Source organism: Olivibacter ginsenosidimutans, assembly GCF_039542865.1.
GTDB classification, from domain to species: domain Bacteria; phylum Bacteroidota; class Bacteroidia; order Sphingobacteriales; family Sphingobacteriaceae; genus Olivibacter; species Olivibacter ginsenosidimutans.
This window is the reverse complement of record NZ_BAABIQ010000024.1, coordinates 1-15,351: the sequence shown is the minus strand read 5'-3', so window position 1 is coordinate 15,351 and position 15,351 is coordinate 1. Positions and strand designations below refer to the sequence as shown.

12 protein-coding genes are annotated in these 15,351 nt (G+C 34.9%); 11 read left to right on the top strand and 1 reads right to left on the bottom strand.

Annotated elements, in window-relative coordinates; all coding sequences use genetic code 11:
- Positions 1 to 143: 143 nt before the first annotated feature.
- The 8 genes from ABD930_RS09085 (at position 144) to ABD930_RS09050 (ending at position 11,715) form a co-directional block, all read left to right on the top strand.
- On the top strand, positions 144 to 983 hold the full coding sequence (locus ABD930_RS09085) for a class I SAM-dependent methyltransferase (protein ID WP_345231393.1): 840 nt from the start codon (positions 144 to 146) through the stop codon (positions 981 to 983).
- 451 nt (positions 984 to 1,434) lie between these two features.
- A complete protein-coding gene (locus tag ABD930_RS09080) occupies positions 1,435 to 2,328 on the top strand; it encodes a hypothetical protein (protein ID WP_345231392.1) in 894 nt (297 codons plus the stop codon).
- The gene (locus tag ABD930_RS09075; RefSeq protein WP_345231391.1) at positions 2,325 to 3,806 is read left to right on the top strand and encodes a hypothetical protein; all 1,482 of its coding nucleotides are present in this window, start codon (positions 2,325 to 2,327) and stop codon (positions 3,804 to 3,806) included. The genes ABD930_RS09080 and ABD930_RS09075 overlap by 4 nt, the downstream gene beginning before the upstream one ends.
- A complete protein-coding gene (locus ABD930_RS09070; RefSeq protein ID WP_345231390.1) occupies positions 3,803 to 7,450 on the top strand; it encodes a helicase-related protein in 3,648 nt (1,215 codons plus the stop codon). Before ABD930_RS09075 ends, ABD930_RS09070 begins: the two co-directional genes overlap by 4 nt.
- A gap of 5 nt (positions 7,451 to 7,455) precedes the next feature.
- Positions 7,456 to 9,342, top strand: a complete 1,887-nt coding sequence (gene drmB, locus ABD930_RS09065; protein ID WP_345231389.1) for a DrmB family protein — start codon at positions 7,456 to 7,458, stop codon at positions 9,340 to 9,342.
- 345 nt (positions 9,343 to 9,687) lie between these two features.
- Positions 9,688 to 10,065 (top strand): hypothetical protein, encoded by a 378-nt coding sequence (locus ABD930_RS09060; protein ID WP_345231388.1) that lies wholly within the window; start codon positions 9,688 to 9,690, stop codon positions 10,063 to 10,065.
- A gap of 109 nt (positions 10,066 to 10,174) precedes the next feature.
- Complete coding sequence (locus ABD930_RS09055; RefSeq protein WP_345231387.1) at positions 10,175 to 11,026, top strand: DarT ssDNA thymidine ADP-ribosyltransferase family protein; 852 nt, start codon at positions 10,175 to 10,177, stop codon at positions 11,024 to 11,026.
- A gap of 2 nt (positions 11,027 to 11,028) precedes the next feature.
- Positions 11,029 to 11,715 carry a macro domain-containing protein gene (locus ABD930_RS09050; protein WP_345231386.1) on the top strand — a complete coding sequence of 229 codons (687 nt, stop codon included), beginning with the start codon at positions 11,029 to 11,031 and terminating at the stop codon, positions 11,713 to 11,715.
- 389 nt (positions 11,716 to 12,104) lie between these two features.
- Here ABD930_RS09050 and ABD930_RS09045 read toward each other — a convergent pair whose 3' ends face one another.
- Positions 12,105 to 12,878 (bottom strand): SDR family NAD(P)-dependent oxidoreductase, encoded by a 774-nt coding sequence (locus tag ABD930_RS09045; protein ID WP_345231385.1) that lies wholly within the window; start codon positions 12,876 to 12,878, stop codon positions 12,105 to 12,107.
- Positions 12,879 to 12,978: 100 nt separating this feature from the next.
- Between ABD930_RS09045 and ABD930_RS09040 the strand changes: the two genes are divergently transcribed.
- From ABD930_RS09040 to ABD930_RS09030, 3 genes are all read left to right on the top strand, one after another.
- Positions 12,979 to 13,302: a MerR family transcriptional regulator gene (locus ABD930_RS09040; protein WP_345231384.1), complete on the top strand. Its 324-nt coding sequence runs from the start codon at positions 12,979 to 12,981 to the stop codon at positions 13,300 to 13,302.
- 153 nt (positions 13,303 to 13,455) lie between these two features.
- Positions 13,456 to 13,911 carry a GNAT family N-acetyltransferase gene (locus tag ABD930_RS09035; RefSeq protein WP_345231383.1) on the top strand — a complete coding sequence of 152 codons (456 nt, stop codon included), beginning with the start codon at positions 13,456 to 13,458 and terminating at the stop codon, positions 13,909 to 13,911.
- A 231-nt stretch (positions 13,912 to 14,142) separates the two neighbouring features.
- Positions 14,143 to 15,090 carry an aminoglycoside phosphotransferase family protein gene (locus tag ABD930_RS09030; protein ID WP_345231382.1) on the top strand — a complete coding sequence of 316 codons (948 nt, stop codon included), beginning with the start codon at positions 14,143 to 14,145 and terminating at the stop codon, positions 15,088 to 15,090.
- The last annotated feature ends 261 nt before the right edge of the window (positions 15,091 to 15,351 follow it).

Here is a 15,351-nt window from a genome sequence, read left to right as displayed (position 1 = left end):
GGGGCGACAGTGGTAAATTGAAGTTTTGTGCTTTCTATTTACATTTGTGCTTGTTGACAGGTTGGTACTTCTAATGCCCCGCCTGACGGCAAGCCGCCAACCGTTAGCAGTCATTGTAACAGACACCGTGCATAGAACAAAATATGACAACAAAACAACCTGACAATACAGCATTACGAACAGCTTTGTGGAGAGCGTTACACGTTTTGACAGACGAAAAACCTTATGTCATTGACGACAAAATTGGGTATGATTTAATCAAACCCGAAACGGATTGGCAAGAACGTCCTGATATGAAATATACCAAACGACTTCGGGCTTCTATTGTGGCTCGTGCCCGATTTGTTGAAGATGTTGCAAAAAACGAAATTGAAAACGGAATAAAACAATACGTTTTGCTTGGTGCAGGATTGGACAGCTTTGCTCAACGAAATACAGAAATCAGTTCGCAGGTTGACATTTATGAAATTGACCAACCCGATACATTAGCTTGGAAAGAAGAAAAACTAATTGAAAACGGTTATAAAATTTCCGACAATTTACATTTCGTTCCGGTGGACTTTGAAACTTCGTCTTGGTGGACTGAACTTTTAAACAAAGGTTTCGACACGAACAAAAAAGCCGTTGTTTCTTGCACAGGCGTAACACTTTATTTGACAAAAGAAGCTATTACAGACACATTGAAAAAAATGACTTCGCTTGTTTCGGGTTCGACTATTGCAATAGCATTTTATTTGCCATTAGAACAACTTGATGAAGAAGACAAACCAATGCAAGAAATCGCAATTAAAGGTGCAGCAGCTTCGGGAACGCCATTTGTAAGTTTTTTCAGCGTTGAAGAAATTGTAAAACTTGCAGACGAAATAGGTTTAAAAGAAATCCAAACCGTTTCGACAAAAGATATGACAGAAAAATATTTTAAAGACAGGACAGACAATCTTGTTCCTGCAAGTGGAGAATTTTTCTTGGTTGCAAAAACATAAAAACTAACACTAAAATCGGATGAACAACAGACAACAACGAACCGCTAACAAGGTATTGCCAAAAGCGGGGCTGAACGGCTTCGATTGGGCATTTGTACAAGGTTCAATTTTCGTTCTTCGATTGAACTTTTGTACTAAAAATCCCCGCCTTCGGCAATACCCGGCTCGTTACAGGCAAGCGTAGAACCAGCGATAGTACTAAAATTAAACAGTAGAACAAATGACCAAACAAGCCAACCCTTCAGCAAAATCAAAAGAGGTGCAACGCCACCCACAAGCAGACACACAATTGCACCACATTTGCTTTTGCCCCAACGCACCCAAGTCCACCCACCACCCTAACAAACATTCAGACAAACAATAATTTAACAGGCAAATATTTTTAACTTTGTAAGTTGGTCACCAACACACCAAAACAAATTTGACAGACCGACAAGAAAGACCTTAAGGAATGATTTTAAACAAGGAATATTATCAAGCTTTATGGAATAAATTTGAAAACACAACAACACTGAATGTTTTCAATAGCAATGCTTCGTGCCTTACAACAAAACTTATTTTAGAACATTACAAAAAAAACCAACCGATACACATAAACTTTCAGAACTCGAAAGAATCTATTTTTGAAATTGGACAACACTTGTTTGTTGAGCTTGCGAACGACATCTACAAAAATCATTACGACTTGCCGACATTAGGAAAAGGAAGCAAACTACGGGACAAAAGAAAATATTCTGACGGAAAAAGACACGACTATGTGATAAAGAGCATCAACAACGGCATATTTTTGCTTGAACACACAAAGAATAAAGCTCAAATCAATCTCAAATATGACGATTTAGTCAGAAAGTTTATTCCGATAGAGCAAGGCACAAAACAGTCTACATTACAAGGTTATACAAAGTTTTTTACTGATTTGAACAACGGTTTAAAGTTAGATTTTACACCAACCAACTTTGAAAAGAAAACTGTTTTCATTGCAAAGAAACCACTTTGGGACAGTTTGCCGAACAGGAACAAAATCCCGTGTGCCTATCTACCAAATCCAAGAGAAGAAAACAACACTACTGAAACAAGGTCAATTCCTGCGTTGCAGGATTGTTTGGCCTATTTCACGCCAAAATACAACGTTTGTTATTCAAACATTCTTTCCAAAAACGAAAAGGTTAAAACTATTATTGTGTTTGACACCGAAGCCAACCAGATTGGACAAATGCTACAAGACAAGGCAAAATTTGGATTCAATTTAATTATCGTTTCAAATAGTATTTCACCCTTAAAAAACCAATCTATTCCTTGTTGGAATTGGTTTAAAGAAGAACTTGAAATTGTGAATGCCTTATGATTAACTTCCGAAACATACCAGCCATTGAATTAGAAGAATACATCAAAAAACTTGATGAAAAGATTGCTTATGTCAAATCGGAATTTGACTTTGAATTAAAATCATACGGAAATATTTTGCGAATTGCGTTAAACGCCATTCAGCAAGAAACGATTGAAAACCTGATTGAACGACTTGGAATAAATCGAGAATTGGAAAACGGTTTGGACAATGCAGGCGGTTATTCCATTGATTTTTTGAACGAAAACAATCCCAAAGCAGAATTACTTGCAACACTTAATTATCTCAAAGAGAATTTGCCAAAGCAAAAAGTTTTATTGGACTTTTTGAACACTAAAACTGACAAACGAATAATTGCTGTTTTTGACAACAACGATTTGGACTTTATCAGCAAACATATCAATAATCAAAAGGTTGAAATTGTATCGTTTTCTGCATTGAAAAGCGCCAACACACAAAACAAAGTATTGGTTTTTCATTCGTTCAACGGACAAAAGGATTTTGATTATCTCTACAATTTAGACAATGAAATTCGTCTTGTTGTTTACAAACAGGAAAAAAATTTGTATCATAAATATCTTGACCAACGAAAGAAACTAATTGAACAAGAAACAAAATCAACAGACCGTTTTTCTATTTGCGGAATTGACTACAAAGAAGTACGAGATAATGTTACTGATATTAGTTCTACAATAAACGGCATTGTTTCCCGATTAGACGAAATGAGCGGCAGAGCTTATGACGGCTACAAAAACGAAAGCGATTTATTGCTCAATGAAATTGAAGAAAAACTGATTTACGAAGTAAAATCGGACATCACAACTTTTTATTTGGAAAGTAGCGATACCGTTTTTACCGACAAAGGCGATTTAATGAAATCGTACAAAATAAAAGTTGGCGATAAAATCAGAATTTATCCAAAGGAAAAATTAGCCGAAAATCTGTATCAAGTTGCCGTTGAAACCGAACCCGATATTTTTGGAAAGGTAGAGGAAGATTCTAAATATTGGAAACAAATCATCGGGGAATTAAGAAGAAAATACGGAAATGATTTGCTTTACAGTAAGCTAAAAGAAAAAGGGCTTAGAGTGCTACAAAATACGCTCGATACTTATGGAGGCGAGAGAAGTTTGCGGAAATTTCCAATGTTTAAAAGCGATTTGAGAGCCATTTTTAGATTGTATTATCAAGACAAATCCGAAACAGAAATTGACACAATCTTAAAACCAATTCTGAAATCAAAAACCACTTACAACAGCACAATGATTGTACTTGGGCGTGGATTAAAACAGGAATTGCGTTTGTTTTTGAAAGAAAATAAAGTGGGCGAAATTCTTCAAAAAAGAAATTTGAACGCTGCGACTTTGCAAACTTTCATTCAAGAAAATATGCCGTTGCACACAATAATCGGTAAAGAAGTATTTAGCGACAGCATTGAAACTTTAAACGAAACCGCCTTAGAACTAATTGAATTATGAGTGTAAAAGAAAACAGAAACATAGTTATTGAACGTATCCGAAAAGAAATAATAGGTCCGGGTTCGGACGTTTTTCACAGCAAAGATGATTTTAGCGATGAAATCATTGAGGGAAAACCTTTGCAGAGATATTTTTCAGGGATTTTGTTTCCAAAACGAAAAGTTAGTGGAGATGCGGAGAATCCTGAAGACGAATTTAAGGATGAAAACAATACAAATAACGATGAAAATAATAATGACCAAAATGATAATAATGCTGAAGGACAAAATGACAGCGATATTAATAATGAAGATACGGGAGAAGACAATGACGGAACGGATACTCAACCTAAGTACACAGCCAATACATTCTATCCTTCTCATTTCGGAATTACGTTTGCGGTAGAAAATACTTGCGAAAAATTTAAAGCAATTATCCGTTTTGGGAATTACATCAAAGCAAAGCCAGAAGAAATTAAAATCCCTTATAGTGGCGACGGTATAAATTTGTTGAATGAACACGGTTTGAATAGTATTGTGAGTTATGATGAAGAAAACAAAATACTTTCTCAAACAAAGAAAATACAGCGAACCAAAGACGGAAAAACAACCGTAGAATATCAGTCTTTTCTAGAAAGCTTAAAATCGTTAGGCAAAGCAACGTCTTATGACCACGCTTTATATAAAACCATAAAAAAACTCTTTTTCAAAGACAAATACAAACGTAACGACAACCGCATTGAATTAGAAATAAACATTGCCGATATTCTTTCTGCCAACAATCAACATCTTGAACTAAAATTATCGGCACAACCAAACATCAGTACAGAAAATTGGAGCAAGGAAATGAAAGAAAACCTTGTTTTCCATTTGAAACTTTATACCAATTATCCCGATAAATATTATATCAAAGCAATTATTGAAAACAAATCGTTGATTGCAAAAGACAAATTTTCTCTTTCCAAAGAAAAGGTAAATCAGTTGTCTTGTTTCCAGACAGAAATCAAAATTGAAAGCGAAAAATTATTGCCGTTTAGAGATTACAAAGCACACTTGGACAAAACCGATGAAGATAAAATGTTGGATTATCTCTATCGTGAAAAATTGGCTTTCGGAATTGGACACAACACGGCTTGCACTTGGGAAAATGCTCAATCTCCAAACACGCCACAATGGATTAAATTAACATTTTTGCCCGAATACGATGTAAAAAGTCAAAGTTCGGAAACCGACAAAATCAAAGGGGATATTCTCAATATTAAAAATTTGTCTGTTTACAATTTAGACACCAAAAATATCATTTCTAATCTCACAAAAGTTGCAGAAGCCTATAAAAATTGGATTGAAGATGAACGGAAATCTGCAAACGAGAATAAATTAGGTTTGAAAAACATTGCGAAATGTGAGCAGATATACAACCGCATTAGCAACGGAATAAAATTGCTTTCTGAAAACGAAAATGCGTTGCGTGCATTTCAATTAGCGAACACAGCAATCTATTTGCAAATGTACCAAACTGCACAGCATTTCAACAAAAAGAAAGAAGGCTTTGATGTGTGGGAAAGAAACGAGGTTTTGCAACATAAATTTGATGAATATGCTACTTTAAACTTTCCGCCAAACAGTAAAGGCGAAATTAAAGAACCCGAATGGCGACCGTTTCAGTTGGCTTTTATCCTGCAATGCTTGGCTTCGTTTGTAGATGAAAACGGCACAGAAAAGGAACTGATTGATTTGCTTTACTTCCCGACAGGTGGCGGAAAAACAGAAGCGTACTTGGCAGTTTCGGCTTTCTTAATTTTTTGGCGAAGAATCCAACATTCCGATAGTTATGACGGAGTAAATATCATTATTCGTTACACTTTGCGTTTGCTTTCTGCTCAGCAATTTGAACGTGCTTCAAAAATGATTTTGGCTTGCGAGTTTATCCGAAGCAATCACAAAGATTTAGGCGACAAACAAATTTCAATCGGTTTTTGGGTTGGAGGTCAAACTATTCCCAATAAACTCAAAATGGATAATGGACGAGATGCTGAAACTAAATTAAGAAAGGCACAAGAAAAACTAAACAAAGGAGACAATTATGTTGTTAATCCTTTTCAATTATCAAATTGCCAATGGTGCAACACAAAAATTATTTCCAAACTAAAACAAGACGACAAAGTAATTCAAATTGGACATAGGATTGGAAAAACCAATTTACAAAGCCACTGTTTAAATGAAGCTTGTCATTTTTCAGAAACCAAAGGAGGTTTACCTATTGTATTGATTGATGAAGATATATACAACAAACCGCCAACCATTCTTTTTGCAACCGTTGATAAATTTGCTATGCTTGCATGGAAAGGCGAAGCAACAACATTTTTCAATAACGGCACAAACAGAAAACCCGAATTGATAATTCAAGACGAGTTGCACTTACTTAATGGAACATTAGGTAGCTTGGTTGGTTTATTTGAAAACGCATTGTTGCAACTTTGCGGAAATCCAAAAATCATTGCTTCAACAGCAACAGTTAAAAATGTGGACAAACAAATTCAGGGTTTGTATGGACGTGAAGCAAGAGTATTTCCACAATACGCAACAAATTCGGACGATACGTTTTTCTCAAAGGTGACTGAAGAAAGTAAAAGAAAATACATCGGCATTTTGCCGACAGGAAAAACAACGGTTGTAACAAACTTGCAATTATTAGCTTCCTTGCTTTTTGCAAGATTAGAAATTTGGAAAAAATCTGATAATAAAAAAGATGCAGACAGTTTTTGGACAATTCTTTCTTACTTCAAAAGTTTGAAAGAAATTGGGCGTTTTTCAAACAAAATCAATTCCGAATTAAAACCGATTATCAAACAACTACAAGTTCGTTATTTGATTGATGATTTTATTTCAACAAATAATTACAATAAACTTTCTTACAGAAACATTGAACTAACAAGCCGTATTCCGAACGAGAAAATCAAAAAGAATTTAGACAAGTTAGAAATTCAGTTTGACGGAAATATTGAGGAACATAAGGCTTATGACTTAGTTTTGGCAACTAATATGATTAGTGTTGGGCTTGATGTTGGCAGATTGGGCGTGATGGTTATGAACGGAATGCCACCAAACACAGCCGAATATATTCAGGCTAGTAGTCGCGTTGCAAGGAAAAATGAAGGTTTGGTAATTACACTTTACGACCCTTTTAACAGTCGTGATTTATCATATTACGAAGATTTTGTTCAGTTCCACAAAACATTTTACAAACAAGTTGAGCCATTGAGTGTAACGCCATTTGCAGAAAATGCCTTGGATAAAATGTTGTTTACTTTAATTCTTGCGTATTTCAGGCACTCCACACCATATACAGCTAACGATACAGCAAACGCTTTAATTAATGATAATGTCAAAAATGCTTTGCGAAACAATTTAATTACGCTTTTCCAAAATCATCAATTTGCTCAAAATGATTTGCAACTCATTACTGAAAAATTAGATGATATTTTGAGAGATTGGAAATATAAGATTGAAGCACAAAAAGACCTAAAATATTATTGGAAAGACCACCCGAAAGAATCGTTGATTGTACCAATGCAGGAAAAGAAAAATGATGATGATACATTAACGGCAATGCAGTCAATGCGAAGTGTAGAACCAAGTGCCGAAATACTAATCAAACAATATTAGGAGCTATGCCATACGATAAAATCAAACACGGAAGAAGCAAACATATTTCAAATTATGGCGGTGTTGGTTCGTTGATTGAAACAACTGATAATTCCATAATTATAGAAACTTTTGATGAATGGGGTTACAACGAATTGAATGATAAATTGGCTCATTACATCATTAAAGATGATCGTTTGTTGCAACGCTTAAAAAACCGTTTCCCAAATTTGAAACATTTGGTCGCTATACCAATTCATAAGGAATATCCTAAAAACAATCCTCCTACAGTACAACCTAAAGCAAGCTATTTTCCGAAATGGTTTTATTGTACACGTTGCCATCGTTTTGCAAATTATAGTGAGTGGAAAAAACGGTGGATAGCTTCCGGTAAAAAGACAGATTTTTTTTATCCGCCAAAATGCAGTAATAAAGATTGTAAAGAAAATCATTTGGAACAAATCCGTTTTGTGATGACTTGCAGAAATGGGCATATTCACGATTTACCTTGGGAGTTTTGGAACAATCGTTTACCAACAGACAGAAGCCAACACGACGAAGAAGAAAACGACAATAATAATGAAAAATCGAGCGGACCTCAACTAAACCGTGAGAAATGTTGTGGCGATAGTCAGGACTTAATTTATAAGATAAGCCGTGAAAACACCGAACTTTCGGGCATTTGGGTTGAATGTAAAAGCTGCAAGAAAAAAGCCAATTTGAAAGGTATTTTCAATTATGAGCAATTATGTCTTGGTAAAAAGTATTGGCTAAAACCCGTTAACGGAAAATTTCACGAGGAAAATTGTACAGCACAAGCAAGTGTAAAACTCAAAACGAGTAATAGTGTTTATTATTCCAATACGTTAAGCAGTTTGTATATTCCTGAAATGCAAAATCCGCTTTCTTCCGAAATAAGACTTGACATTGACAATATGGTTGCGAAGCAAAAATATTCCAATGAACAAATTGTAGAATTAATTTGCGATTTGAAAGGTGTGCAAAAAGAACTTGTTGAACAATACTTAGAAACGGGCGACATCAAATACATTCCCGACAACATTTACCGAGAAACGGAATACAAATACTTTTTAGAAAAAGAACAACCCGACAACAAGCAAATCAAGTTTGGTGTAATTTATTGCAGCGAAAAAATTCACGGTTTTTCTAAGTTGGTTAAGATTGATAAACTTAAAAAGATAACTGTTCAAACTTCGTTTACCCGAAATGAACCAATTGATGTAGATTCTATTTTGCAAAATCAAAACGAATACGAATATGCAGTTCAACGGCAATCCGTTTCTAAAAACAATTTTGACACAAAAACTTTGCCTGCATTAGAAAGTTATGGCGAAGGAATTCTGTTTGTTTTAGACGAACAGAAATTAAAACAATGGGAGCGACAAGCAGAAGTAATTGAACGAACCGAAAAGATAAAAAGTAATGCCCAAAATGCGGATTGGAAATCACACCAAATCATTGCAAAGTCATTAACGTCAAGAAAAGTTTTAATTCACACGCTTTCGCATTTGCTGATGCGAGAATTAGAATATGTTTGCGGTTATCCTGCATCTTCTCTATCCGAAAGATTGTATGTAAGCGAAACAATGCACGGTTTTTTAATTTCTGCCTTTGATGGAACAGACGGCTATTTAGGCGGACTTTCAAATTTGTGTAATGATTTAGAAAATCTAAACAACATTATCAGTTCTGCAATTTTCAGTGCAACCGACTGTTCTTCTGACCCAATATGTATAGAATCCGAAGGACAAGGTGTTGGACAACTCAACTTAGCAGCTTGCCATTCCTGCACATTAACACCTGAAACAACTTGTGAATTATCAAACTTGTATCTTGATAGAAAACTAATTGTAAACAAAGACTATGGCTTCTTTAATTCTTTATTAGACTAAATGCCAACACTTTTGGTGGCACATTTGCATTTTGCCAACACACAAAGACAATCTAAAAAATGCAAAAGAGCCACCAAGCCAACGCACCAAAGACAGTACGAACAATGAATAAAATAAACATACCATACAGAACGCCAGCCTGTAACACGGTATTGCCAAAATGGCGGCAGAAGTGCTTCTATGAAACATTTGTGCAAGGTTCAACATCGGTATTTCCATTAAACTTTAGTGCTAATAATCCGCCACTTCGGCAATACCCAAAACGTTACCAGTAATGCTATGACGACAACGGAACTCGACATCGGACAGTAAAATTTTAATCACAATAAACAAAAACAATACATCATGGGACTATTCGACTTCTTCAAAAAGAAAGAGCAACCAAAAACAATGTTAGACCAAGTTCAAGCATTGGCTGGACCACTAATCATAAACGGATACAGAAGAATTGCGACAGCAAACAACATTGCACCGACAGCCAAGACTTCTGACCAAAAAATTATTGAGATTTATCAGAGAGTTGGCTCAGCTTTCCGAGAGGCATCTAACCAACGTGGCGAACACATTCCTGCGGGACATCTTAACACTGTAGTTCTTAAATTTTTTCAGGTTTACGAGATGATGGGTGACACCATGTTCTATGAACATCTCAAGTATGAAGTGGACAAATACATCCAAGAAGGTTTACGACCAGAATATAAGCAAGACTTAAAGTTGTTCTAATTCCTTCGACAAAATGTATATTGCCATTGGTGTCATATTCATAATAGTAGTGTTGCTATTGCTCAGATCAAGACAAAGTAAGCCGACAGAAAAGCTCACTTTTATTGACTTGAATGAGCATAATGGAAAGCTATTCAATGACCTTGCAAATGATAACTTGCAGTTCGGCAACAATGAAAAGGCGATTTACTATTTCACAAAAGCCATTGAACTCAAACCAGAGGTATATGAATATTATCTAAACAGGGGTAATCTATACTGGCAATTAGACGCATCAAGTTTAGCCCTTATAGACTGGAGGAAAGCAGAAGAATTAGGTTCTGCTGTTGCTACTGAACTTCTAAACAAAAACAAGCCGATACATCAGGCAAAGGCGAAAAAAACTACAGAGTTTGAAACGTTACTAAATGACTTTGGAATTGAGTATCTGTATCACATGACACACAAATCAAACTTGGAAAACATCTTGCAGTATGGGCTTCTATCTCACAATATGGCTCATTCAAGAGGGCTAACGAAGGCAGACATATCAGACGAAAGAGTAAACCGCAGACGGGATAGGGTTCACAATTTCGTGCCTTTCTACTTCAATCCTAAAAATCCAATGTTGTATAAAAGGAAAAGTATGCAGTCGGAAATCATCATCTTGTGTGTTGACAGAAATCTTTTGCAAACAGACTTGAAATTTACAGACGGAAATGCGGCATCGAGTTCAACAAAGTTCTATTCAAATATCAAAGACCTTGAAAAACTTGATTGGAGTATCATAAACTCGGACTATTGGAGCGACTTTATTGACGGTAAGCGAATACGATGTTCCGAAATACTAATTCCCAATGAAGTTAAGACCGACAGTATCAAAAAGATATTTTGCTTTAATTCCAAAACAGAGGACTATGTGAAAAACAAAGTGGGAAGTTTTGAAATTGCAGTAACAGTAAACCAAGATTTCTATTTCTAAATATGATAACGATTTTATCTGGCAATATTTTTACAACAAAATGCAACACTATCGTCAACACAGTAAACTGTGTTGGCGTTATGGGTGCTGGTATTGCCTATGAATGTCGACTTCGTTATCCTGAAATGTATGAGAAGTATCAGGCACTTTGTAAAGATAACCTTTTGAAAATTGGAACTCTTTGGATTTACAAGGCAAGCAACAAAAGCATTTTAAACTTCCCTACAAAAACAGACTGGAAACAACCATCGAGAATTGAGTATTTAGAAAAGGGATTGCAAAAATTTGTTGACACCTATAAAGAAAAAGAAATCACATCAATTGCATTTCCACTTCTTGGTGCAAGTCATGGCGGACTGACACAAGAGCAATCACTTTCGACTATGCAACGGTATTTATCCCAATGTGACATTGAAATTGAAATTTGGCATTTTGACCCAACCGCTACTGACGACATTTTCCTTAATTACAGACAACACTTTTTATCACGGACAGACAAAGAACTTTCAAAAAGCACTGGAATAGGTGTATACATCATAAACAAAATTAAGGACGCATTGAACGACCCAACAATAAACTCAATGAGCAGTTTGCTTAATATAAAAGGCATCGGGGACAAGACACTCGAAAAATCATTTAAATTCATAACGACTTATGACAACTCTAATGACAAGACCTTGTTCGACTGAAGAAAGCACTACTGGTAACAAGGTATTGCCAAAAGCGGGGCTGAACTGCTTCGATTGCACATTTGTGCAAGGTTCAACATCGGTATTTCCATTAAACTTTAGTGCTAATAATCCGCCACTTCGGCAATACCCAAAACGTTAGCGGCAACCCCATCGAAACACCGAACTAAATCAAAATCATCATTTTTTACGATTATCATAATTCTTTATTAATGAAACATATAACACAGCTTGTGGAAATGAAATCAAATAAGATATAATAAAACTTCTAATCCATTCTGACAGAAAGTTGATTGAGTCATAACTGACAATCAAGCTATTGACCAAACAAAGCGGTGTGGCTATGAGAAACACAGATCTCAATGTTTTTTTAAAATCTGAATTCATCATTAATTTGTTGTTAGGCCGCCATCAACAGCAAGTATGGTTCCAGTAATCCAATTTGCATCTTCGGAAGCCAAGAAAACCGAAGCCTTTCCAATGTCGTCTGCCTTACCAATTGACCCCAAAGGATAGATGGTTTTTACCATTTCGTGAAAAGCTTCTTGCTTATCATCGGTAAGACTCTCTAAATTTCTGCTTAACTGTGGTGTCGATATACTTCCTGGAGCGATTGCATTAACACGAACACCCAAATGCCCAATTTCAAAAGCTAAAGATTTTGTAAAGGAATTGATTGCACCTTTCGTTAAAGAATAAGCGGTAGTGTTTCTATTGGGTAACATCCTATGAGCAAAATAGGACGATATATTGATAACGTTTCCCTTTGCTTCAATTAAAGACGGCAATAAATGTTTAGTTAACATATATGGTGATTTCACGTTTAAATTCAAATGCAAATCCAAGAGAGGTATTTCCATTTCCGAAAATGAAACAAATTTTCCTATCCCTGCATTATTTACCAAGACATCTATATTAGGACACAACTCTAATATCGAATTTGACAGAGAATTTAGTTGTTCAATATCTGATAAGTCAGCGGATAATATGAAAATTTCAGTTTGATACTTTGAGAGTTCTTTCTTTGCAATTTCAAGTTTTTCCGTTTCCCGTCCTATCAAAATTATATTTGCACCGTTTTCAGCAAAACAGTGAGCAATACCTAAACCAATTCCATCACTTCCGCCAGTAATTACAGCATTTTTGTTTTCTAATTTTTTCATTTTAATTGTATTTAATTGTCTAATATTGTAGATTATTTACAATTGCAAAACAAAGAAAAAATTTTTATGTTTGCAACAATAATTGTAAATTTTTTACAAAATGGCAAAAACAGAAGCAAAAACAGAGCTAACATTTGACTATGATTTCTTAGAAAAGTTGGTCGTTGGAATTGGCGAAGTATCTCAAATTACAGGAATACCAACAAGGCAAATTCGTTATTGGGAAGACAAGGGAATTATTACAAGTTTGACAGAAGAAGAAGGAAAAAACAGACGATATGATTATAAAAGCATAAAAAAAATTCTCTTAATTAAAGAACTTTTGGACGATGGCTATACATTGGAAGCGTCAACCGAAAAAGTAACTAAACGAATGGAAATAATTGAAAAAATGTTGTCAAAATTTAAGCAGGGCAGCCGCTAACAAGGGTTTTGCGTCAGGCGGGCTGATGTGTAAACTTGAATTTTTGTACTACTAATGAACATTAGTAATAAATTGAAACTTTGTGCTCCGAAACCCGCCCGAACGCAAAGCCCGAAACCGTTAGCAGAAATGTTACCAAACTAGCGTCCACAAATGAAATTTGAAAAATCAAATATTGAAGATAGTCTGATTTTAAGCGAAATAGCTTTCAAAGGAAAATCCTATTGGAATTACGGAATCGACCAATTAAATCTATGGAAAGATGATTTGACTATTTCCAAAAATTATATCGAAAATAATGATGTATACAAATTAATAATCAAACACAAAATCGTTGGTTTTTTTAGTTTAATAAAAAGCGAAAACGATGCGGTTAAACTTGACTATCTTTTTATGTTTCCTGAATATATTGGACAGGGGAATGGAAAGTATCTACTTAATAAAGCAATAGAAATAGCGAAGGAAATGAACGCTAAAAAAATCATTTTAGATGCGGATCCAAATGCCGAAAAATTTTATGAACATTTCGGATTTAAAAAATATAACGAACTCGAATCTTCAATAAAGAATAGATTTTTACCACAAATGGAATTGAACCTTGATAAATAAACACTTCTGCTAACATAGTATTGGCAAAATGCGGGGGTAAGTGCAAAATTGAAAAGCAGAAAAAATAATCCGCTCATGCTTTTCAATTCTGCAATTTTTTGTAAGTTAGCAGTATTGAAAAAGCATTCGCTACGTTCAGTCTTTCTTGAACTTTTCGTTCTTCGAAAGCCCGCACTTCGCCAATACTTTTTCCGTTACCTGCAAGCTGAAAACAAAAATCCGTTTTAAGAGATGAATGAAATATTGATAAAAATATTACAAGAAAAATATCTTATCGAAACGTACTTGATTTCTAAACAGCGAGGTGGTTGGGCTTCCTTAGCTTATAAAATTGAAAGTGGAAATGGAAAATTTTACTTTTTAAAAGTTTACGAAAAAAGCAGAAAATCGACATCTTATTTAACTGAACATATAGATATTTATCTTCCAATTGTGGATTGGTTTGAAAACCAAACGCCACTTAACGGAAAAATAATTCGATTGGTTAAAACTCAATTTGGAAATTTAAAGTGCGAAGATGAAAATTATCTCTACATTTTGTTTGATTACATTGATGGAGAAACAGTTGGGGAACAGAATTTGACAGAAGAACAAGTCATACAATTAGCCGAAATTGTTAGTCAACTACATAATTTAAAAGATTTTCCTTTTGATGTTGAACAGATTTCTGAAACATTTGAGCTTTCGTTCATCTCTAAATTATTGGATTGGACGGAAAGAAAATTTGATGATTTAAAAGCTGATATCCAGGAGGTTTTAAAACCCAATATTTTAGCTATTAAAAATCAAGTGAATGAATGGAATAATTTGTCCGAATTTTTAAAAGGACAGAGTTTGAAGAATTGTTTATGTCATACAGATATTCATCATTGGAACATCATCTCTGACAAACAGCAATTGTATCTTATAGATTGGGAAGGGATAACGTTTGCACCACCCGAGGCAGATATATTCGGCTTTTACGAGCAACCATATTTCAATTCGTTTATGAAGAGATATTATGAACTCAATCCCGATTATCAAATAAACGAAAGTACATTACTCTATTATCAGATAAGCAGAAAACTTCAAGATATTTTTGAATTCATTGAACAACTACAATTTGATAAACTTAATTTGGAAGAATATGAAACCAATTTGAATTATTTAAGGGAAGAAGTTGATAAAATAGCAACCTAAAAATATATACATTTCAAAAAACCAGCCAGCAGGTAACAAGGGTTTTGCAAGAGAGCGGGTTAAGTGCTTCGTATGAAACTTTTTGCTAAATTTGTAGTTCGGTTCTTCGATTGAGCGTTTGTGCATAAAATCCGCTCCCTCGCAAAGCCCCGAACCGTTATAGGCAATGTTGACCGACCAATCATACACGACAATTATAGACAACTAAGAAAATGAGAAATATAGTAATAGTTGGAGCAAGTAAAGGACTTGGTAACTCAA